12 protein-coding genes are annotated in these 23,926 nt (G+C 38.7%); all 12 read left to right on the top strand.

Going from position 1 to position 23,926, the window contains the following annotated elements; genetic code table 11:
* The first annotated feature begins 67 nt into the window (after positions 1 to 67).
* The 12 genes from KJS44_RS10285 (at position 68) to mraY (ending at position 23,925) form a co-directional block, all read left to right on the top strand.
* The gene (locus KJS44_RS10285) at positions 68 to 5,893 is read left to right on the top strand and encodes a GH32 C-terminal domain-containing protein (RefSeq protein WP_017144690.1); all 5,826 of its coding nucleotides are present in this window, start codon (positions 68 to 70) and stop codon (positions 5,891 to 5,893) included.
* Between the two features lie 127 nt (positions 5,894 to 6,020).
* Positions 6,021 to 6,425 carry a hypothetical protein gene (locus tag KJS44_RS10280; protein WP_008687520.1) on the top strand — a complete coding sequence of 135 codons (405 nt, stop codon included), beginning with the start codon at positions 6,021 to 6,023 and terminating at the stop codon, positions 6,423 to 6,425.
* Between the two features lie 170 nt (positions 6,426 to 6,595).
* Complete coding sequence (locus KJS44_RS10275; RefSeq protein WP_008687522.1) at positions 6,596 to 8,536, top strand: CHAP domain-containing protein; 1,941 nt, start codon at positions 6,596 to 6,598, stop codon at positions 8,534 to 8,536.
* A gap of 163 nt (positions 8,537 to 8,699) precedes the next feature.
* Complete coding sequence (locus KJS44_RS10270) at positions 8,700 to 13,031, top strand: PolC-type DNA polymerase III (protein ID WP_008687524.1); 4,332 nt, start codon at positions 8,700 to 8,702, stop codon at positions 13,029 to 13,031.
* Positions 13,032 to 13,262: 231 nt separating this feature from the next.
* Positions 13,263 to 14,840: a ClC family H(+)/Cl(-) exchange transporter gene (locus tag KJS44_RS10265; protein ID WP_008687527.1), complete on the top strand. Its 1,578-nt coding sequence runs from the start codon at positions 13,263 to 13,265 to the stop codon at positions 14,838 to 14,840.
* Positions 14,841 to 15,400: 560 nt separating this feature from the next.
* Complete coding sequence (gene mraZ, locus KJS44_RS10260; RefSeq protein WP_008687528.1) at positions 15,401 to 15,832, top strand: division/cell wall cluster transcriptional repressor MraZ; 432 nt, start codon at positions 15,401 to 15,403, stop codon at positions 15,830 to 15,832.
* Entirely contained in the window at positions 15,829 to 16,764 is a 936-nt protein-coding gene (rsmH, locus tag KJS44_RS10255; protein WP_008687530.1) for a 16S rRNA (cytosine(1402)-N(4))-methyltransferase RsmH, read from the top strand. The genes mraZ and rsmH overlap by 4 nt, the downstream gene beginning before the upstream one ends.
* A gap of 6 nt (positions 16,765 to 16,770) precedes the next feature.
* On the top strand, positions 16,771 to 17,091 hold the full coding sequence (locus KJS44_RS10250) for a cell division protein FtsL (protein ID WP_213540099.1): 321 nt from the start codon (positions 16,771 to 16,773) through the stop codon (positions 17,089 to 17,091).
* A gap of 12 nt (positions 17,092 to 17,103) precedes the next feature.
* Positions 17,104 to 19,293: a penicillin-binding protein gene (locus tag KJS44_RS10245; RefSeq protein ID WP_008687534.1), complete on the top strand. Its 2,190-nt coding sequence runs from the start codon at positions 17,104 to 17,106 to the stop codon at positions 19,291 to 19,293.
* Between the two features lie 306 nt (positions 19,294 to 19,599).
* Positions 19,600 to 21,519: a penicillin-binding transpeptidase domain-containing protein gene (locus KJS44_RS10240; RefSeq protein WP_008687536.1), complete on the top strand. Its 1,920-nt coding sequence runs from the start codon at positions 19,600 to 19,602 to the stop codon at positions 21,517 to 21,519.
* Positions 21,503 to 22,972, top strand: a complete 1,470-nt coding sequence (locus KJS44_RS10235; RefSeq protein ID WP_008687538.1) for a UDP-N-acetylmuramoyl-L-alanyl-D-glutamate--2,6-diaminopimelate ligase — start codon at positions 21,503 to 21,505, stop codon at positions 22,970 to 22,972. The genes KJS44_RS10240 and KJS44_RS10235 overlap by 17 nt, the downstream gene beginning before the upstream one ends.
* A complete protein-coding gene (gene mraY, locus KJS44_RS10230; RefSeq protein WP_008687540.1) occupies positions 22,963 to 23,925 on the top strand; it encodes a phospho-N-acetylmuramoyl-pentapeptide-transferase in 963 nt (320 codons plus the stop codon). Before KJS44_RS10235 ends, mraY begins: the two co-directional genes overlap by 10 nt.
* Position 23,926: the final 1 nt, after the last annotated feature.

Raw genomic sequence — 23,926 nt, 5'->3', positions numbered from 1 at the left:
TCTTTTTTCTATAATGAGGATAGCACCTGTACTCACAGGGTAAAAAAGAAAAGGGAAAGGAGAAACAATGACAAAAAAAGTATTAAAAGCTGCAACAGTGCTCATGACCTGTTCGATGGTGGTAAGCAGCATCGCTCCAACTTCTATCGTAGCGGCCACAAATCCAAAGATGGTTTCCCAAATGCAAAAAAGCATAGAGGAAATGACACTATCTGATTTTATTGGGGGAGATAAGGATGTGCAAGAAAATCGCATTCTCTTAAAAAATACGGGTGGCGATAACTTTGCGGTAAGTAATGAAATCAATGAGCTGGTCAATGATTTTCATTACAGCGCTGATGTTGAACTCACGGCTGGTGGTGAAAATTCAGCGGCTCTGGTATTTGGCATAGGGGATAAAGATAAACCTTCGACTACATGGAAAGGAGCCAATGTTGTTAGGGAACAAGATGGCAACATCATGCGTGTCTTCAAGGTCCCGGCGGGAGAAGATTATGCCGAGCAAATCCAATTAACAGATTATGATATCACGAAGAAAATTCACTTAGATCTGGATGTAAAAGCAGATGGTACCTTTATTTATAAGGTGCAAAGTGAAGGTGGCAGTTTATATCAGATGGAAGGTAAAATCGATGCATGGGTAGGAGGCTATATCGGTATTTTGACCTTTAAAACAGAAGCTGCCTATTCTAACATAAAATTTACGGACAGAACGATTCGTACCGTAGATAATTTCAAAACAAATATTGAAAATTTGAGAGGACTTCAAGGTATTTGGACAAAAGGCGAGGATGGTCTTACATCCTCTGGAACCGGTGATAACTTCGCCATATCCGATACTAAAAGTCAAGATTTTACTTATCAGGTGCATACGGTCAATAAACATGGTAAAGGCGCAGGAGCTTTATTGTTCCGTGTCGAAAACCCTAACGATCCTAAAGCTGGTTGTTATGCATTTAACGCCGATTACACAAATAACATCTTCAAATTATTTGAATTTCCAACAGGTGGCAGTTTAGCTGAAATTCCGCTAAGTGAAGTGGCACCGAATGAAGATGGTTCCTATGATTTGAAAGTTACTGTAGTTGGCTCTGATATTTATGCTTATGTCAATGGAAAAGGGGTTGCACATGTTCAGGATGATCGTCATCGTGATGGATATTTAGGCCTGCTTACTTGGGATGGCAGTGTCGTATATCAAAATTTATATTATCAAAATGAAACAGAACGTCCAAACATTTCAGAACCGGAATTAACAACACTTGCATTAAGTGATGGTGTAAGTATTACACCAGCTATTGATCCACGTACTACCATTTATGGTATGGATATAGCTGCCGGTATTGATGAAGTGACATTGAAGCCTAGTGGCAATGGAAAGGTCTATATTACGATAAAAGATCGCAATTTACGCGTGACACGTCCACGTGAAGAAGTGAAAGATGCTTATACATTGCGTGCTGATGATTTTGAAACTAACTTTGCCAATGTCATGATCAGTGTTGAACGTGATGGTTTTACAAAAACCTATCAATTTGCTGTGAATAAATGGTTTAGCAATGAGGAATTGGCAGCTCAAGAAAATCGTGCGCAGTTCCATGTAACACCACAAATCAATTTCATGAATGATCCAAATGGTATGGTATATGATTCTACCGATGGCTATTGGCATTTGTTTTATCAGTATTCACCAAATAATAACTTTTATAAACAATCATGGGCACATGTTCGTTCAAAGGATCTCGTGAATTGGGAACAACAGCCTCTAGGTATCCAGATTGATGATCTTGGATTAATCTTCTCTGGATCTGCGGTAGAAGATAAGGATAACACTTCTGGTTTCTTTACGGATAATCAAGAAGGGGATTCTAAATTAGTAGCTATTTTTACTTATCATAATGAAAAGAATGGTAAACAATCACAAGCCATTGCATATTCAAAAGATCATGGAACAACTTGGATCAAATATGAAGGAAATCCAGTCTTGCCAAATGAAGGAAATACACTTAGTGGAAATGATTTCCGTGATCCTAAAGTATTTAAGATCGATGGGGATACAAAATGGTATATGATTACTGCGGGTGGCGCTGCCCAGCTGTTTGCAAGTGAAGACTTGAAAACATGGACACGCACACAAAATCTTACGTATAAAAATGGTGATCAGATTTATTCAGAATGTCCGGGGCTTATTCCTGCAAAAGTGAATGGAACCGGTGAGCAGAAGTGGATTTATAACGGTAGTGCCGGTTTCTATGTCATCGGTCACATGGAAAGAGATGGCGATGTTTTCAAATGGGTAGCTGATACCGATCGTATCAATGTGGATTCTAATGAAGATCCATGGCGTGGTTTTGGAAAATATGCAACCATGACATTCTTTGAAGATGGTACCGGAAAGAATCGTCAAATCGGAATCAGCTGGCTGCAAGACTTTACAGAGTTTGATGGCAAGATATATAAAGGGTCACAATCTCTGCCACAGGAATATGGTTTGATAACCGATCGTGATGGTAAATATGTAGTAACTAGTAATGTGGTTGAAGAAGTCAATAAACTGCGGGACCAAGAACATATCCTATATCAGACAGCAAATAAGAAAGTTTCCGCAAACGATGATAATATATTACGTGGTGTATCAGGTATTTACTATGATGTAGAGGGTACGTTTACACTAGGCAGTAGTAAAGAATTTGGCTTTAAACTGCGTCAAGGCGGTGGAAAAGAACTTATCTATAAATACGATGTGGTAAATAAAAAGATGGTACTGGATGCTAGAAATGCTGGTCATTATATGAACAGTGGTAATTTCTCTTATCAGTTGACACCATTAGAAGGAAATAAAATCAAACTGCGTATTTTAGTTGATCAAGGTGCTGTAGAAGCATTTGGTAATGATGGTGAAGCAAATATTTCAACAACACTTTATCAAGATAATCATAATATTGCCATGTCCTTTTTCACAAACGATGGGGATGTAACGATTGATGATCTAAAGATTTATGATATGAAGTCTATGTATAGCAAAAAATCGGGAAGTGAGACGGCGAAAACACAGCTATACGTATCCGCTAAAGAGCGTGTTCATGTAGATACAGAATTCACGGTTGATGCAAATGTGTATCCAAATCTAAGTGAAATGAACGATATCAAGTGGACACTTCCTGAAGGCTTACAAATCGTTAAAGAAGAGAAAGGCAGTATTACAGTAAAAGCTTTAAAGGCCGGTGTCTATCGGATTCAGGCAACGGTAGGGGAGTTAAGTGATGAAGTTAGTGTACAAGCTATTGTACCATCACTAGATTCTAATATCACAAATTGGAATACCAATGAGGTTTGGGAAATCACTGAGGAAGGTATGGAAGGGAAAAATACCGGTGGAGATAGCTTCCAATTAAGTGATACGAAGATTTCTAAGGATCAGCCATTTGTATTAGAAGCTGATATGAGCATCAAGGAAGGTATTGCGGCCGGTTTAGTATTTGGTGTAAAAGATAAAAATGCTCCTACATCATTATGGTTCTGTGTAAATGTGGAACGTAATGAAAATGGCGCAATCGCAAAAATCTTTAAAAATATGAATGGCCAAGACTGGCATATTGATAAACTATTACCACCAGCAATTGTGGATGCGGATACATATCATTTGAAGGTTGCTTATGATGGTAAGGGAACCTTGACCTATTATGTGAATGATCTACAGATTGCACAGAAAAGTGATGCAGATATTGTAGATGGCTATATTGGTGTACAAACCTTTAGATCTACAACCGTCTTTAATCATATAAAGGTGGCATTCCCACAAGCAGTTGTAAACGATGTTACATTGCCTGAAGAGGTACTAGTAGCCTTTAAAGAAAATAATGTGACAGCGAAACTGCCAAAAGATGTCATGGTAACATTGGATAATGGAAATGTGTTAAAAGAAACGATTTCTTGGGATCTTAGCAACATCGATACTGCTGTATCTGGTGATTACAAGGTCAAAGGCACAGTTTTAGGAAAAGAAGTAGAATTACGTGTCTTTGTACAGGCTGATAAAACAGCTTTGAAGAAGATCATCGAGCAGGCAGATACGTATGAAGCAGATGCTTATACAGAAGAAAGTTATCTGAATCTTATGACAGTTGTAACAAAAGCAAGGGAAGTTCTGAAAGATGATAAGGCAACACAGGATGCTGTAAATGCACAGGTAACAGCAATCGAAAAAGCTATTGCAGCTTTGGAAAAGGAAGAAAAACCAATTGTTGTAGATAAAGCAGAACTGAAAAAAGCGTTAGATAAAGCTAAAGCTGTACAGGCAGATGGCTACACAAGTGCAAGCTATGCGAAGTTACAGGAAGCAATCAAGGCAGCTGAAAAAGTATATGCCGATGATAAGGCAACACAGGATGCTGTAAATGCACAGGTAACAGCAATCGAAAAAGCCATTGCCGCTTTGGAAAAGGAAGAAAAACCAATTGTTGTAGATAAAGCAGAACTGAAAAAAGCATTAGATAAAGCCAAAGCTATACAAGCAGATGGCTACACAAGTGCAAGCTATGCGAAGTTACAGGAAGCAATCAAGGCAGCTGAAAAAGTATATGCCGATGATAAGGCAACACAGGATGCTGTAAATGCACAGGTAACAGCAATTGAAAAAGCTATTTCGGCTTTAGAAAAGGAAGAAAAACCAATCGTTGTAGATAAAGCAGAACTGAAAAAAGCATTAGATAAAGCCAAAGCTATACAAGCAGATGGCTACACAAGTGCAAGCTATGCGAAACTACAAGAAGCAATCAAAGCAGCTGAAAAAGTATATGCCGATGATAAGGCAATACAGGATGCTGTAAATGCACAGGTAACAGCAATCGAAAAAGCCATTGCAGCATTGGAAAAGGAAGAAAAACCAATTGTTGTAGATAAAGCAGAGCTGAAAAAAGCATTAGATAAAGCTAAAGCTGTACAGGCAGATGGCTACACAAGTGCAAGCTATGCGAAGTTACAGGAAGCAATCAAGGCAGCTGAAAAAGTATATGCCGATGATAAGGCAACACAGGATGCTGTAAATGCACAGGTAACAGCAATCGAAAAAGCTATTTCGGCTTTAGAAAAGGAAGAAACACCAATTGTTGCTAATAAGGCAGAGCTGAAAAAAGCGTTAGATAAAGCCAAAGCAATACAGGCAGATGGCTACACAAGTGCAAGCTATGCGAAACTACAAGAAGCAATCAAGGCAGCTGAAAAAGTTTATGCCGATGATAAGGCAACACAGGATGCTGTAAATGCACAGGTAACAGCAATTGAAAAAGCTATTTCGGCTTTGAAAAAAGAAGAAACACCAATTGTTGTAGACAAAGCAGAACTGAAAAATGCATTAGATGAAGCCAAAGCTATACAGGCAGAGGGCTTTACAAGTGCAAGCTATGCGAAGCTACAGAAAGCGATCAAAGCAGCCGAAAAAGTTTATGCTGACGCTGCAGCAAGTCAAGATGATGTGAAAGTACAAGTAAAGAATATTCAAAAAGCAATTCAATCCTTAGAGGCAGTTAGTCAAACTAGTGCCAAAGCGATTTTACAAAACTTAGTTGAAAAAGCTGAAAAGAAAAAAGAAAGTGCTTATACCGCTGCATCTTGGAAAACATTTGAAAAAGCATTAAAAGATGCTAAAAACATCTTACAAAAGAAAGATGCAACAAAAGTTGAAATTCAACAAGCATATGAAACACTTGTGACAGCATTACAACAGTTGAAAGCAATTGAGCAACACAAAAAAGAGCCAGTTAACACAACAGACAAAACAGATACGCCTAAAACAGGGGATACTTCGCAGGCACAAACAGCAGGTATCATGGTTATCTTAAGTGGAGCTGTCTTAGCAGTATTGCGCAAGAAAAGAAAGTATGTAGAAGAATAAATGAACTTGAAGAGGCAAGATGAATTGTCTCTTCTTTTCTTACAGAATAAATAGAAATACTTTAGGATTTATTAAGATATGAAAGATAGATTTTTGGTATCATAAAGAAGAAGGAAGGTGGAAGGGTATGAAACGATTCCGTATTATTATGTTGAGTGTTGTGCTTTGTGTTATCTTCACAGGCTGTAAAGGAACCATCAGCAACGATGTAGAGATCGACTATGGAGTTTCCACAAAGTATTCCAGACTAGAACTTGAAGAAGCGGTAAACGTCATAAAAAAAGATTTTGTACGATCATTTGAAGATTGTACGATGGAACGTTTGGTGTATGCCGGGGATAAACAATCAAAAGAACATGGAGAGTACTATACAAAAGCAGATACCCTTTTGTTTTTCATGGATTATAAAACCGGCAACTTTAGCAGTGATACATTAAATAAAAACAGTGAATATCCTGAATGGCAGATCATGTTAGTAAAAGATGCATCAGGAGTCTGGAAAATATATCCTAGTGGTTGCGGATATGGATAATAAGATGGAATATAAATATTTGACAAATGTGTGATGAAAGGCCAGAAAAACACTGGCCTTTTTTCTTGTGAAAGATAACATCAAAATACAAATGTCCATCATTTGATGTGACACATATGTTATTTCGCGGTGGAAACTGATATAATAGACACATAAAAGGAAGTGGACGTATGCGCTTTTTAAAGAAATTCATCGTTTCATTCTTGGCAATCACCTTAGCTGTTTTAACAAGCTTTGTTAATGGTACATATCAGCTGAAAGCGAAGACCTATTTCTTTGCTCGCAGCAGCGCACCTTCAAAAAGTGATTTTCATTATTATTCGGATCAAAATATATATTATAAATATGATTATGGTATGCCCAATTGTACGGCATATGCGTGGGGAAGAGCCTATGAAATATTAGGAGAACCCCCACAATTATCTACCGGGATGGCGAAAGAATGGTACGATTACAATACAAAACATCATTATTATGCGTATGGTTCTATACCTAAGGTTGGCAGTGTGATGTGTTGGAATGGAGATTGGGGAGGTCATGTGGCTATTGTGGAAAAAATTGAAGGAGAATATCTGACCATTTCCAATTCCAGTTATGGTGGGGAAGCCTTTTACACACAGACCAATACCTTCGCATATCTAAAAACGTATTATCCGGGATTTCAAGGCTTTCTCTATTTGCACGATTTTACACCTGCCGTCAATCTTGCTAAACCGAAGCTAAGGGTTAGCCGTTCAGGGATGAATTACACTTTTCAATGGGACAAAATAGCCGATGCTACTACTTATCAGATTGATGTATGTCATGATGCGGAATGTGAATTAACTGACGAATTTGTTACAAGCAAACTCACCTTCACCAAAGCATTTGCCGATCAACCTTACTGGGTAAGAGTACATGCACAACATAATGACTTTGCTAGTGTTTCTAATACGGTGGGAGTGAATCCGGCAGCATATCATCTGATGGGGACAAAGCAAAATCTAGGAACGCATTTTTATGCCCAAATTGCATTTGGTGATATCTATGTAAAAAATGTTAACCATACGGCAATGCTGGAAACAGCGACCAATGATGACAAAGGAATATACGAATTTATACGTCAAAAAGATGGCAGCTATACGATAAAAGATACGAAAACTAAAGAATTACTGACCTCTATGCGACAAAAAAATAATGTAGATTTATTTTTTACAAACATAGATGATACAAAGAATCAGGCATTTTTTCTTCGAAAGTTAAAAAAAGGTTATGCATTACAGCCTAGTGATACAGCTTATGCTGTATGCGGGGTAAAAGGAGAAAAAGCAGAAAGAACAACGCCGATACAAATAAACAGGATAGCCTTGACGACCTCACAGAGCTTTAGGATACAAAAAGGCGGAATCACATTGCCTGTTAACGTAAATGCGTATAAAGGTAGTTATGATGGGAAAGCACACAGTATCTCATTACAAAATGTACCTGCAGGCTCTACGATTACCTATCGTACCAGTACCAAGAGTGGATGGTCTTCAAAGAAACCAACTAGAACAAATGCAGGTACAACAATGGTTTACTATCATGTGATGAATCCACATTATGCGCAAGATATGTATGGCAGTGCAGAGATCATCGTACATAAAGCGAATTGCAAAGCGCGTATCAATGATTATAAACATACATATGATGAAAAGAAACATACGATTTCTATCACAAAAACACTACCAGGCTCAACCATATATTATCGCACCAGCTTAAAAAAGGATTGGACAAAGGAAAAGCCAATGAGAACGAACGTTGGCACGACAAGCGTGTATTATAAAATTAGCAATCCTAATGCAAGAAAGACAATCACCGGCAAAGCCAATATCACAGTATCGAAAGCTACGCAAAAGCCAAAGATAAAAGGATATAATGGCAGCTATGACCATAAAAAGCATACTCTTTGTATGACGCAGATAAAACCCCATTCAACAATCTACTATCGTAGCAATACAAAGAAAAAATGGTCGAAGATAAAACCTACACGCACAAGCGTAGGTACAACAAAGGTTTATTACAAAATTACCAATCCCAATTATAAAGATGTAAGTGGGAGTGTTTCCATCATCATCAAGAAAAAACCCTGATATTATAGAGGAATGTACCATCTTCATCACAAAGAAAGCAGCTTATAAAAATGAGGCTGTTTTTATTTTATGTGAAAATATGAAAATCGAAATCCTTTGCCTTTTTACTTTTGCTAAAGAACGATTTATGATATCATAAGAAACGTAAGAAATGAGGAATTGGATGGAACTGAAACTGATTGATTTAGTAAAGAAAATGGAAGAGGATAATCCCGATCTTGTCTATTTTGAACAAGGCTCTTTTAACATGAAACCGGTATATCGCAAGCGCAGCAATGTTTTGCATATGGAATTGGCCTTACCTAAGCTATTGCCTTTTCAGGTATGGCATGTTTTTTGTATGCGTTTAGCAAAAATTACTCGTTGTAAAACCGAAGTATATCTTACCGTAGAAAACAGTGATACGTCGATCTTAGAAGTAAGTGAATATATCCAGCACTTTGTCAGTCTGCATCCAACGTTGCGTATTTTTCAGGACAGTCTGCCATCCTTAGAGAAAAAGTATCTGATTTATCATATTGCGAATGAAACTGATCGTGATATCGCAATTCAAAATAAACATCTGCTTGAAGAGTTTTTGAAAAACTGTGGCTTCCAATTGGCAATTACGGTTGAAGAAATGAAGGTCAGCGTAAAGATTCCAACGGTGAAGATGAAAGAGGAAGCGCCTAAGCCGACACAAGTATATGAAGAGAAAAAAGCCTATAGCTTTAAACCTAAAAAGAAAAAGGGCTTAGATGGGTATGTGCCCTTTTCCATTCATGATATTAGCGAAGAATGTCATGATATTCGCATCCATGGGAAGATCTTTGACAGTGAAGTAAGAACTTTACGAAATGGCAAGGATATTCAGACACTGTGGATTGCGGATGACGATGATGCCATCATCATGAAGCGTTTTGAACGTGGTTCTATCACAAAGGAAGTTCTTAATGAAATCGGTGCCGGAGATTGTGTCGTTGCATATGGACGAGTGGAGTTTGATTCCTATTCTCGTGAACTGGTCTTTATGCCGGATGTGATCCAGAAGGTACCTGAAGTCAAACGTGTGGATGAAGCAGAAGAAAAGCGTGTAGAGTTACACGTACATACGAAGCTATCTGAAATGGATGGGGTATGTGATATCAGCGAGTATATCAAAACAGCGAATGAATGGGGCTGGGATGCGATTGCGTTGACTGATCATCGTGTTGTTCAGGCATTTCCTACTGCACAGACGGTGGTTGATGGCATTAACAAGAAACGTGAAACACCGATGAAGATCTTATATGGTGTGGAAATGAATATGGTTGACCCTATGTTACAGATCGTGCGCAATGGGGATGACACGGAACTGGAAAAGGGAACCTATTGTGTATTCGACTTAGAAACGACCGGTTTATCTTCGCGCTTTGATCATATCATTGAGTTTGGCGGGCAGATCATGAAAGATCGCACCTGCATAAAAAGCTTACAGCTGTTTGTCAAACCACCGATTGCCTTAAGTGCATTCACAACTGAATTAACCAATATTTCAGAAGAAAACATGAAGAATGCCAAACCGTTTGCGGAATGTGTCGATGAGATTCTGGAATTTATCGGTGATAGTATCTTAGTTGCCCACAATGCCAGCTTTGACTATGGCTTCTTAAATGCGGAATTAGAACGTATCGGTCGTAAGCCATTAATGAATCCGGTCATTGATACCTTGGATCTGGCCCGCAGTATGATGGATCGCAAAGGTTATCGCTTGGGCAATCTGGCACGTCAGTATGGTATTCGCTATGATGAAGATGTAGCCCATCGTGCTGATTATGATGCTGAAGTGTTGGCTCAGGTCTTTATGCATATGTTAAATGATCTAAAGCATATCAAAACCTTGAAACAGTTACAAGATATGCAAGATCCTGATTGTTTTAATAAAGTCAGAGATAAGCATGTGACTATCCTTGCGAAAAACATGGCAGGTTTAAAGGAATTGTTTGAGCTGATTACACTCTCGCATACGGAATATTTAAGCTATAATCGTAAAAGTACAGCAAATGTTGTCGCAGAACCGCGCATCATTCGTAAAGAAATAGAAAAGCGCCGGATGAACGGCAATTTATTGATCGGCTCTTCCTGTGTGAATGGGGAAGTTTTCGACATGGCCCAGACGCGCAGTGAAAAAGAGTTAGCAGAGGTCATGCAGTTTTATGACTACATCGAAATACAGCCACTTGCCAACTATCGTTTCTTAGTAGAACGCAATTCCATCGTAGATGAAGCGCGGTTAAAAGAAATCTTAATGTCCATCGTGGAAAAGGCAGAAGAGATGGGAAAAATCGTCGTGGCAACCAGTGATGCGCATTATGTGCATCCTAATGAAAAGCTGATTCGTGACATTTATATCAATTCTCAGGCGATTGGCGGTATGCGTCATGCCTTATATATTTACAATCAGGAACGTCGCCGCAAGTTTAAAAGCCCGGATCAGCATTTGCGTACCACGGATGAAATGTTAAAAGAATATGCTTGGTTGGGCCAACAGCGTGCTTATGATATGGTCATTAAGAATACCAAGGCGATAGCGGATCAGATTGAAGTGATACGTCCGGTCAAGGATGCTTTATATCCACCGGATATTGAAGGTTCTGATCAAAAGCTAAGAGAAATTTGTTTTGAAAATGCCCATAAGAAATATGGACCTGTCTTACCGGATATCGTGGAGAAACGCTTAAATCGAGAATTGGATAGTATCATCGGCGCCGGTTATTATGTGGTTTACTATATTTCTCATTTATTGGTAAAGAAGAGCTTGGATGATGGATATCTGGTAGGTTCGCGAGGTTCGGTAGGATCTAGCTTTGTCGCTACGATGTCAGAGATTACTGAGGTAAATCCTTTAGCACCTCATTATGTCTGCCCGAAATGCCATTATGTAAAGTTCTTTACCGATGGCAGTGTGTTAAATGGCTATGATTTACCAGATATTGAATGTCCGAATTGTGGAGAAACAATTCGCGGTGATGGACACGATATTCCTTTTGAAACCTTCTTAGGTTTTGAAGGTGATAAGGTGCCGGATATCGACTTGAATTTCTCCGGTGATTATCAGCCCAATGCCCATGCCTATACCAAAGAAGTGTTTGGTGAAGACCATGTATATCGTGCCGGTACGATTGGTACGGTAGCCGAAAAAACGGCGTTTGGTTATGTGAAAGGCTATGAGGAAGAGATGGGAATTGAAGGCAGTATGCGCAATGCCCAGATCTTGCGTTTAGCAAAAGGTTGTGAAGGCGTCAAACGAACGACCGGTCAACATCCAGGTGGCATCGTCGTCGTCCCATTGGATTTAGATGTGCATGATTTTACACCGGTACAATATCCTGCCAATGACCCGTATGCGGAATGGAAGACGACGCATTTTGACTTCCATCAGATTCATGATAATATCTTGAAATTTGATATCCTTGGTCATGTGGATCCTACAGCGATGAAGATGTTGGAGCGTATGAGTGGAATTGATGTAACGACCATTCCTATGAACGATCCGGAAACCATGAGCATTTTCTCTAAGGTGGATGCGTTAAAAATAGATACTAGTAAGAATACCGAAGAAACTGGAGCTGCCGGCTTACCGGAGTTCGGTACACCGTTTGTTCGTGGAATTCTGGAGTTAACACGTCCAACCACATTTGATGAGTTATTGAAAATATCCGGTTTATCTCATGGTACAGATGTATGGTTAGGCAATGCCAAGGATCTGATTGATGATGGTATTTGTACATTAAAGAGCGTAATCGGATGTCGTGATGACATCATGGTGTATTTATTGCACAAGGGCTTGCGTCCAAAACTGGCCTTTACGATCATGGAAAGTGTTCGTAAAGGAAAAGGACTGAAGGATGAATGGATACCGGAGATGAAAGAAAACGGGGTGGAAGACTGGTATATTGAATCTTGTAAAAAGATCAAATACATGTTCCCGAAAGCCCATGCCGTTGCCTATGTCATGATGGCCATCCGCATTGCTTGGTTTAAGGTGCATGAACCGCAATATTACTACTGTATGTTCTTTAGTATTCGTTGTGATGCATATGATATTGAAACAATGATCAAGGGAGAACAATCCATTCGTAAAAAGATGCAGGAAATTGACTTTAAGTTGCATGACAACGCGCAGAAAAAGGATGTCACCAAGAAGGATAAGGATACTTATAATACTTTAGAGCTGGCATTGGAAATGACATTGCGTGGTTATTATTTCGCTAATATTGATTTAATGCGTTCCGCCAGTCGTGATTTTATTGTCGATCCAGAACGACCTAACTACATTATTCCTCCTTTCACCAGTATTGATGGCTTGGGAGAAAGTGTTGCGGATACTGTTGTGGAAGCTCGCAAGAATGGGGCATTCTTATCCAAAGAGGATTTACAGCGAAGAACCGCCTTGAGTGGTACGCTGATTAAGAAACTGGAGTCGATGGGGGTTTTAGAAGGCTTACAGGAAGAAAATCAGATGTCCTTATTTTAAAAAGCTGAATCATATACGATTAGAAACAAGCAACAACAGGAAAATCATAGAAAAGGCTTATCGCCACATATGATCGAATCAAAGTGTGTGGGATAAGTCTTTTTTGATGATAAGGAAAAGTTTTATGAGATATGTGTTCCTAAAGCACATTGCATAGGAGAAAAAGATTTGTATTTGTCACTATGTAAAGATAATGCTATACTTTTTATGTAATTGGAAAGAGGGAGTAACATGAAAAAGGAGAAGGGCAGTACTCGTCATATTTTAGAGAGTGAAGGAAATTTTAAATATGTGTTGATCATGGAAGGCTTGGCTTGTGGATTACTTGCCGGATTGATCGCCATTATCTATCGTTTGCTATTAGGCTATGCGGAACAGTTTATTGCCTTTATGGCATCCGTGATTTGGGATAACCTTCTCTATATTATAGGGTGGTTTCTCTTTTTGTTAGTGCTTGGTGTTTTGATTGGCTGGTGCCTAAAACAAGAACCATTGATTTCAGGAAGTGGTATCCCTCAGGTGGAAGGAGAAATCATTTCGTTTCTTGATCAAAAATGGTATAAAATATTGCCTTATAAAATTGTTGCTGGGACCTTATGCGCTTTTGGAGGGTTATCATTAGGGCGAGAAGGGCCAAGTATTCAATTAGGAGCTATGGGTGGCAAGGGTATGTCACGTATCTTTCATCGTGTAAAGATGGAAGAAAAATTATTATTGACTTGTGGTGCAGCGGCAGGACTTAGTGCGGCATTTAATGCGCCTTTGGCAGGTGTCATGTTTGCCTTGGAAGAGGTACATAAAAACTTTTCCGTTTCTGTTTTAGTTTCGGTCATGTGTGCCAGTGTTACCGGTGATTTTCTATCACAATATGTGTTTGGCTTAGAACCGGCATTTCATTTTGTAGTCACAGAAACTTTACCATTAGGCTATTATGGAAGCATTCTGTTGTTAGGCATCATTTGTGGTTTATGTGGTGTCCTATATAATAAGATGACGTTAAAGTTTCAGGATTGGTATGAAAAAGTGCCAAGACTAAAAGCCCATTATCGTGTTTTGATTCCTTTAATGATTGCCGGTGTGCTTATGCTCATCCTTCCTGAAGTGTTAGGCAGTGGGCATACGATGATCGAGATGTTAAGTGGAAAAGAGCCATTGCTCTTAAAAACCTTGATTTTATTGCTGGTAGTAAAATTTATCTTTTCTTTAGCTAGCTTTGGCAGTGGAGCACCCGGTGGCATCTTTTTCCCATTGTTGGTGCTCGGCAGTTTTGTAGGAGCCATTTATGGCCTTATCGCCATACAGTATTTTCAGATTCCTGAGATGTATCTGGCAAACTTTATTATCATGGCCATGGCTGCTTTCTTTGCGGCAATCGTACGAGCACCGATTACCGGTATTATTTTGATTGCGGAAATGAGTGGCACTTTGACGCATTTATTACCTTTAGCGCTAGTTTCCTTATGTGCTTACTTAACGGCCAATATATTGAATTGTGATCCCATTTATGAAAGTTTATTGCATAAGCTTTTATGGAAGAATGGTGTGAATTTAGATGCGTTTCAAGGAAAGAAACATATTGTTGAAGCCGCAATTGAAATCGGCAGCGAGGTATGTGAGAAAAAGGTCAGTGATATTGCCTGGCCGGGCAAATGTCTGATTATCAGCATTCATCGAGGAAATGCCGAAATTATTCCTAAGGGAGATACTGTCTTATTTACCGGAGATACATTAATGGCTTTGATCAATGATGAGGATGCTCCTTATGTGCAACATGCTTTAGAAAAATTATGTACTAGAAAGTTATCGTAATGGTTGTTACTTAGAAAACGAATAAAACTTAGTCGTTTTCTGTATATATCGATGTTATGGATTGTAGGAAGCATTAATTTTATGACCTATGAGGTGTTACATGATGTCTTGCTTACATCCTACCTTTTGCTGTTTTCTATATACCTTATACCTTGTCAATTTGGCGTTGTGTGGATTTGCTTATGCATTGCTGATGAAATATAATATTACTTTTTTTCCTAAATCGTTTTGTCGGAGAAAAAAGATGAAATGAAATAAAATGATAAAGTCATGGAACACCATGGCTTTTTTTTGCGGCGTTAAGCATAAGAAAAACAGAAATGTTGTTGAGAAGCAATTCGTTTTACAAATGATGTAAGAGGGAATTCATCTGCTTCTTGCGTATTTCAACTTATATGCCACATAAGATACTCAGAAAAAACTGGAAAGAAAGGAGATTTTGTAAGCATTTGTAAAAAAGCGACAAATAAAAGTTAGAAATTATCTATACAAATAGCATAAAAAGCGATATAATGGTGGAGTAAAGTAGCACAAAGTGGTGGAAAGTGGAGGTAAACGTCATGTTCATGGGTGAATACGCACACAATATTGATAAAAAAGGGCGTATCATCATTCCGGCAAAATTCCGTGAAGAACTTGGCGATACGCTCATCATCACACGCGGTTTAGACGGCTGCTTAAGTATTTATACAAAGGAACAATGGCAGCTCATTTATGAACAGCTGATGAAATTGCCATCCACCAAGAAAGATGCCCGCATGTTTGTACGTATGATGACAAGCAAAGCGGCAGAATGTGAAATTGATGCACAGGGAAGGATCTTAATCCCATCCTCATTAATCAAACTTGCGGATCTGACAAAAGAATGCCGTATCATCGGTGCTGCTAACCATGTGGAAATCTGGTCCAAAGAGCGCTGGGAACCACTGGATGAAGATGGTGATGCTGCATTTGAAGAGATTGCGGAAAATCTTACGGAGTTTCTATTATGAACAAACATTACAGTGTCTTGCTGCAGGAAAGCATAGAAGGACTACATATACAACATGATGGCATTTATGTGGATGGAACGCTGGGTCGAGGAGGACACAGTTGTGAGATCTTGAAACAAATTCCTGACGGTCATTTATATGCATTTGACCGTGATGCCAGTGCGATTGAAGAATCGACACCAAGACTATTGCAGGTGGCAGATAACTTCACATGCATCCATAGCCCATTCTCTCATCTGAAAGAAGAACTTTCGGCTTATGGTGTAAATAGAATTGATGGTTTGGTACTAGATTTAGGAGTAAGTTCTCCCCAATTCGATGAAGCAGAACGCGGCTTTTCTTATCGTTTTGATGCTCCATTGGATATGCGAATGGATCAAAGTCAGGCATTAAATGCTTATGAGATCGTAAACACTTGGAGCTATCAAGATTTAGTAAAGATTTTTTATACCTATGGAGAAGAGACGTTTGCTAAACAGATTGCGCGCAATATTGAAAAGAAACGCATAGATAAACCAATTCGTACAACCTTTGAATTGGTAGATGTTATTAAGGCATCACTTCCGGCAAAGGTACTGAATAAGAAAGGACATCCTGCGAAAAAGGTGTTTCAAGCGATACGGATTGCCGTAAACGATGAATTACGGGAATTAGAAGAAGTGTTGCAAGAGGCCTTGCAAATGCTGAATCCTCATGGACGAATTTGCGTGATCAGTTTTCAGTCGTTGGAAGATCGTATCGTAAAAGAGGCTTTCCAAACAGCAAGTCGTCCTAAGCAATATGACAAGCGCATTCCTATCTTACCAAGTGATATGGAAGAAGCGCCCTATAAACTCATCAACAAAAAACCAATTACCGCGCAAGAAGAAGAACTGATGGAGAACAACCGCAGTCATTCAGCGAAATTAAGAATTATAGAAAGGATAAGGTAAGTAACAATGGCAAAGGCGAAATTAGTAAAACGTAAAAGAAGATTCCGTATCGAAGGTGTGGCAACACTGCTGTTGACACTGGCAGTGCTGTTATTTTTAGGTGCGCGTATTGGATTGAAATCGTATAACTATAACCTTTCCATTGAAGCTAGTAAGGTAGAAGAAAAAGCAACAACCTTAAAAGAAACTGTTAGTAGTCTAGAAAACGAAGTAAATAAATTAGAAAATCGTGAATGTGTATTAGGCATGGCAGAAAAAGATGGCATTAAAACGAATCAGGATCAGGTCGTTGTCATGGGGGATGAGGACAAGAAGAACAATGAGTAAAGGTGGATGACTATGAATCCTAGAAGAAGTAATCGTACATTGGCAGGATTGCTGATCATCATGATGGTAATAGCAACACTCATTTTATCAAATGTGCTTTTTACTATGGTGACGCAGAAGCATTTTCGTAGTGGTGTCAATGTAAAAGATTTTAAAGAACCCGATATCTCTAACACAACGGTATTAAAAGGAAACCGGGGAACGATTTATGATCGCGGTGGAGAAGTAATCGCACAGGATGAAGATACCTATACGCTTGTTGCGATTTTGGATAAAAGTCGCAAAGGAATCGGCAATGTGCCGGCATATGTAAAAAATGTGGATAAGACGGCGCGTTTACTAGCACCAAAGCTAGATATGAAGGAAGATTCTATACGTGATATCTTACAAAATGCAATTGATAATAAACAATATCAGACTGAACTAGGAACAAAAGGAAAAAATCTTTCCAAAAGTGTAAAAGAGAGCATTGAAGCATTAGAATTACCTGGTATTACATTTACCAAGTCAGTGGAACGCAGTTATCCTACGGGCACATTTGCTTCGCATTTAATCGGTTATGCACAATATAATGAACAAAGCGGTCAAATCGAAGGACAGATGGGATTGGAAAAATCGTTGAATACTTTTTTACAAGGAGAAGACGGTATAGAGGTTTACCAAAAAGATGCCAATGGCAATATTTTACCAGGAACAAAATATACGAAAAAATATGCGAAGAATGGAAATGATGTGTATCTTACCCTAGATCGCAATGTACAACTTGCTTTACAAAGCAGTCTGAAAAAAACGATGAAAGAAGTTAAAGCCGATCGTGGTTGGGGACTGGTCATGGAAGTGGAAACAGGTAAGGTGCTAGGCTGGGCTGGTTTACCGAGTTTTGACTTAAATAAGCGCGATATAAAAGATTATCTGGATGTACCAAGTCAATACTTATATGAACCAGGTTCGGTTATGAAAGGCATTACTTACGCAGCCGCATTAGATAGCGGTAATTATCCATATAATAAAAAATATGATAGTGGGGTCTTTTATTTTGGTACAGATGAAAAAGGAAAAATTTATCGAAGTGCTACAAAAGTAGGCGGTATTCAGCCGATTTATGATGCATTAAACAAGAATTATGGCACGATTTCATTTGATAAAGGTTTTATTGTATCCAGTAATATCGCTATATGTGAACTGCTTACTAAATATATGGATCCAAGCATCTATCAGGATTATGTATTGAATAAATTTAAATTTAATCAAAAAGTTGATATTCCTTTTGTGGAAAACAGTAAAGGAAATATGAACTTTACTTATGCTTCAGAAAAGCTGAATACTGGTTTTGGTCAAGGTATTTCTGTAACAGCTTTGCAAATGGCACAGGCTTATACAGCAATTTTAAATGATGGCAAGATGGTGCGGCCATATGTAGTGGAACGTATTATTGATGCCAGCAGTGGCAAAACGATTCAACAGTATGACACAAAGCAAGTAGGACAGCCAATCTCAAAAAAGAGTGCAGATTATGTAAAGAAACTTATGAAACAGGTAATTGACGATAAAATGGGAACTGGTCATATACGTTATAAGATGGACGATGTTTCTATTGTCGCAAAGACCGGTACTGGACAGATTGCCAATGAACACGGGCAGTATGGTGATATTTATACGAACTCTGTTATGGCAGCGGCGCCGGCAGATGATCCTAAAGTCATGGTTTATTATGCGTTTGAAAGTTCTGAGTATTTAAGCTATTCCGGTGATCCTTTTAAAGAAGTGATGAAGGCTGCTTTAGTTGCGGAAAACATTACAGGGGAAGAGGGACAGAATCAGGAAACAAAAAAACAAAATCATGTGGAATGGAAAGAGTATACAATGCCATCTTTAGTGAATCACACATTGCGTTATGCAAAACAGAAATTAAAGGAAATGGATATAGATACCGTTGTTATTGGCAATGGAAATAGTATCGTAGCACAATTTCCGAAAGCTGGAGATGCTATTATGAGTAATCAACGTATGTTTTTGCTGAGTGATGGGGCGAAAATCGCTATGCCTAATATGAAAGGTTGGACAAAAAAAGATATTACTGCCTTTTGGAATCTGACTCATATTGAGGTACAGATGGAAGGAAGCGGCAGTGTGCATTCTCAGAATGTTAAGATGGGGAAAACCATTAGTAAGGATACGATCATTAAAGTCAAGATGAAATAAAAAATAGTGATTTCTCTTTGGAAAAGATTTATCTATGTAAATCGTTAAAAGAGGAATCACTGTTTTTAATGTTTGAAACAGAAACAAATGATAAAGAAAGAATATGGCTATCGGCTATGTTTCACCTTCATCATGTTTAGCATAGATGCTGTTGCAGGATTGGTAAGTTTTGAACTGTATCATGCAAGATGGTACTAAGAGCACATAGTTACATAAGGGTGCATGAAAATGCGATATGGTTAAGAAGGTAAAACAACAAAGACATGTTTTTGCTGAAATAGGCATACACTGCAATGAGGTGAGTGTATGATACGAGGAAAGGTCAAAACAAGGATTTCCATCATCTTTCTATGCGCTCTAGTAATTTTTGGCTGCATCCTTGGAAAACTGGGCTATGAACAGATCTTTCATCATACGGATATCATGGAGAAGGCATTGGATTTATGGGAACGTGATTTTACCGTTGCCGGTTTGCGGGGTTCTATCTTAGACAAACAAGGGAAGGTATTGGCCCATGATATACCATCGACATCGGTTATGGTCGTACCGGCACAGATTAAGCATCCTGATGAAACCGCAAAACAATTAGCACAAGTGTTAAACGCAGACGAAAAAACCATAAAAACAAAAATTACGAAACATGTCTCAACACAGAAAATCCAACCAGAAGGTCGGTTGATTAGTGATGAGAAAGCACGCAAGTTAGAGGCCATGGATTTGGAAGGTGTCTATCTGGTACAAGATTCTTTGCGTAACTATCCGAATAATAACTATTTGGCTCAGGTATTGGGGTTTACCGGTATTGATAATCAGGGGCTGGCAGGCTTGGAATTACAATATAATGATATTTTATCAGCCAAAAGTGGAGGATTGAATATTCCTTTTGATGCGAAAGGTCATAAAGTAGAACTGTATCAGGAAACTTATGAAGCTCCCGGTAGGGGCATGGATGTACAATTGACAATAGATGCCAAAATTCAGGATATCGTGGAACGAGAAATGAATAATTTGATGAAACGTTATCATCCTAAGTCAGCATTGGCATTAGCAATGAATCCGCAAACAGGAGAAGTGCTTGCTATGGTATCAAAACCAGATTTTGACCCAAATCATTATAAAGATTATTCCAGTGATGTTTACAACCGGAATTTGCCGATTTGGAAAAGTTATGAACCAGGTTCTACTTTCAAATCCGTGATTTTCGCAAGTGGTTTGGAATTGAAATTATATGATATGTTTAAAGACACTTATGATGATAAGGGGTATGAGATGGTTGGCGGTGCCCGCATTAAATCTTGGAAAGCAGGCGGTCATGGGCATCAGACCTTTCTTCAAGTGTTAGAAAACTCAAGTAACCCGGGCTTTGTGGAAATTTCACGACGTATGGGCTTGGATAGGGAATATGAGTATGTGACTAAATTTGGTTTTGGACAAAAGACCGGCATTGATCTGCCGGGGGAAAGTAAAGGTATTATGTTCAAAAAAGAAGTGATGGGTGAGCTAGAACAGGCTACAGTTGCTTTTGGCCAGGGACTGAGTGTGACACCGATTCAATTGGTAACGGCTTTTTCGGCAGTTGTCAATGGTGGTACTTTGTATACACCATACATTACCAAAAGCATTAATGATCCCATTACCCATGATCCGATACTAGAATTTAAACCTACCAAGAAACGTCAGGTAATCAGTGAAGAAACAAGTAAACTTATGCGCTATGCGTTAGAAAGCGTTGTGGCAAATGGGGGAGGAAAACCTGCCTATATGGAAGGCTATAAGATAGGTGGTAAGACTGGAACAGCACAGATAGCGGAAAATGGAGTATATTCCACAAGTAATTATATTCTATCGTTTTTATCCGCAGCACCTATTGATGATCCTCAAATCGTGTTATATATTGCTGCCGATAGTCCACAAAATGATATTTTATATGGAGGTACGGTCATTGCGCCAATTGCGAAATCTTGTTATGAAGATATTCTTCCTTATTTAAAAGTGGAAAAAGCGGAAAAACAGATACCCAAAAAGTTAATTTGGCCAGAGACTGAAAATATCAAAGTTAAAAATTTTGTTGGGAAAAAGAAAAAAGATGTGCAGCAGGAAGGTGTGACCTTCACTTTTCTTGGTGAGGGAGATACCGTACTTGAACAAATGCCGGTAGATGGAACGACCCTTCCGGCAGAAGGTGGGGAGGTCTGGATCTATCTTGGTGATGACAAGGTTAAATGAACTATTAGGCATGCTTCATATCGCATGTGATGACACACGCATCTTGCAAGGTGTCAGTGATGATAGTCGCAAAGTTAAAAAAGATTGGCTGTTTGTCTGTCGAAAAGGGATTACCCATGATGGCGCTGCTTATATAGATGATGCTTTACGAAAAGGCGCAGTTGTATTATGCGATAAAAAAAGGCAATGGCGAAAAAATGGACAAAAAGTAGAAGCAACATCTCATCAGGAAAAAGAACAAGTCTATGCGTGTGAAGATGTAGAAGCGATTGCACAAGCACTGATTGAATTATACTTTGGTGATTTGTGTAAACACTTGTGTGTGATTGGTGTCAGTGGAACGAGTGGGAAAACCAGTGTTGCCTGTATCATCACACATATCTTACGGAAACAACAGAAAAAAACCTTTCGCATTGGCACCCATGAGGTAGATGATAATCAACATATACAAGCGATTCCAAACACTACACCGGACTCTTTCACTTTAGCTAATCTACTAAAAGAAGCAATTCAACAAGGCTTTACGCATATTGTTATGGAAGTGAGTTCGCATGCAATTGATCAGAATCGTATTTGTTTTATGAGTTATGATGCTATTGTTTATACAAACATTACACAAGATCATTTGGATTATCATTTCACGCGTACACATTATATGTATACAAAATTTAAGTTACGCCGTTATTTGAAAAAGGATGGCTTTATTATCATAAACAAGGATTTTCCTTATTTAATGAAATTACAGCACTTAAGTGATGCTAAACTTATAACTATCGGCTTTGATGCTGCCCATTTCACCATTGAGGATATGCATCTTAGTGAACAAGGCGCCATCTTTACAATCAATGGATATTCTTTTGTTATTCCTTTGTTGGGCAAGATGAATGTTTATAATACAACCGAAGCTATTGCCCTGTGCCATATGCTTAATATCACCTATGAACAACTGATTGCCAGCTGTCAAGATCTTCCATATGTAAGTGGGCGTATGGAATTGATGAAAGGAAAAAAACATACGGTCTTATTAGATTATGCACATACACCGGATGCTGTGGAAAAATTAATGGAATTCGCACGGTCTATTTGTCAAGGAAAGCTCTATATTATCGTCGGATGTGGTGGTGAGCGCGATCGCAGCAAACGTAAACTAATGGCTGATGCAGCTTGTAAATATAGTGATATGGCGATTTTTACAAGTGATAATCCACGTCATGAATCACTATCTACCATCCTTTTGGATATGTGTAAGACCACTTATCAAAATTATGAGGTAGTAGAAAATCGCTATTTTGCGATAAAATACACTATTAAAATAGCAAAAGAAAGTGATATAATAGTAATCGCTGGAAAAGGGAATGAAAAGACACAGGATGTGGAAGGCAGGATGTACCCCTTCGATGATGCGGACTGTGTAAGAAAACGTTTTGCGAAGGAGGAACTATTTTGGAAATAAAATATTTACTTGCATTCGGATGTAGCTTGGTATTGACACTGTTGGTAATGCCCAAGCTCATTCCGTTTCTACATAAAATTAAATTTGGACAAAGTGTGCGTAAGGAAGGTCCAAAAAGCCATATGGCAAAAACCGGGACACCAACCATGGGCGGCATCGTGTTTGTCCTAGTGCCTATATTGGTCATGGCCATCTTAAACTATAAGGCTTTTCTAACACCAGAAATGCTCATTGTCGTCTTCGCCTATTTAGGATATGCTTTGATTGGCTTTATCGATGATTTCTTAATTGTCGTAAAGAAGAATAACGATGGCTTAAAACCATCCATGAAGTTTTTGATGCAAAGTGTGTTAGCAGTAATCTTTTATTTTGCTTATACCCAGATAGCAAAAACTACGATTCAGATTCCTGTACTCCATATGACACTGGAATTGGGGTTCTTATATTTCATCTTGATTTTCTTTATGTTTACATGTGAAAGTAATGCGGTGAATTTAACAGATGGTCTGGATGGCTTATGTGCAGGAACTTCCTTAATTGCCATTGCACCATTTGTCATCTTTGCTTTATTACAAAAAAACAATGATCTGGCGATGTTTCTATTAGCGGTAAGTGGTGCCTTGCTTGGTTATTTACGCTTTAATATTCATCCTGCCAAAATTTTTATGGGTGATACGGGTTCTTTGGCCATTGGCGGTTTGTTGGCAGCTAGTGCGATGATTCTGAAACAGGAAATTTTGTTAGTGCTGATTGGCGGAGTCTTTGTGATGGAATTATTAAGTGTGGTTATTCAGGTAACCAGCTTTAAAGCGACCGGAAAACGTGTATTTCGGATGTCTCCCTTGCATCACCATTTTGAACTAGGTGGTATGAAGGAAACCAATGTCGTATTGATGTTTTGGTGTATCGGCTTAATCTTTGCGGTTGTTGGATTATGGCTGGGGGTGCTGTAAT

The sequence above is a fragment of the Longicatena caecimuris genome, assembly GCF_018406465.1.
Lineage (GTDB): Bacteria > Bacillota_I > Bacilli_A > Erysipelotrichales > Erysipelotrichaceae > Longicatena > Longicatena caecimuris.
The sequence above is the reverse complement of the archived record's forward strand: the minus strand, read 5'-3'. Positions and strand labels throughout refer to the sequence as shown.

Coding starts and splice junctions, on each gene's coding strand:
- KJS44_RS10275 (WP_008687522.1), top strand. CDS start 6,596: ATGCGCTTTTTAAAGAAATTCATCGTTTCATTCTTGGCAATCACCTTA.
- KJS44_RS10280 (WP_008687520.1), top strand. CDS start 6,021: ATGAAACGATTCCGTATTATTATGTTGAGTGTTGTGCTTTGTGTTATC.
- rsmH (WP_008687530.1), top strand. CDS start 15,829: ATGAACAAACATTACAGTGTCTTGCTGCAGGAAAGCATAGAAGGACTA.
- KJS44_RS10265 (WP_008687527.1), top strand. CDS start 13,263: ATGAAAAAGGAGAAGGGCAGTACTCGTCATATTTTAGAGAGTGAAGGA.
- mraZ (WP_008687528.1), top strand. CDS start 15,401: ATGTTCATGGGTGAATACGCACACAATATTGATAAAAAAGGGCGTATC.
- KJS44_RS10245 (WP_008687534.1), top strand. CDS start 17,104: ATGAATCCTAGAAGAAGTAATCGTACATTGGCAGGATTGCTGATCATC.
- KJS44_RS10240 (WP_008687536.1), top strand. CDS start 19,600: ATGATACGAGGAAAGGTCAAAACAAGGATTTCCATCATCTTTCTATGC.
- KJS44_RS10235 (WP_008687538.1), top strand. CDS start 21,503: ATGACAAGGTTAAATGAACTATTAGGCATGCTTCATATCGCATGTGAT.
- KJS44_RS10285 (WP_017144690.1), top strand. CDS start 68: ATGACAAAAAAAGTATTAAAAGCTGCAACAGTGCTCATGACCTGTTCG.
- KJS44_RS10270 (WP_008687524.1), top strand. CDS start 8,700: ATGGAACTGAAACTGATTGATTTAGTAAAGAAAATGGAAGAGGATAAT.
- KJS44_RS10250 (WP_213540099.1), top strand. CDS start 16,771: ATGGCAAAGGCGAAATTAGTAAAACGTAAAAGAAGATTCCGTATCGAA.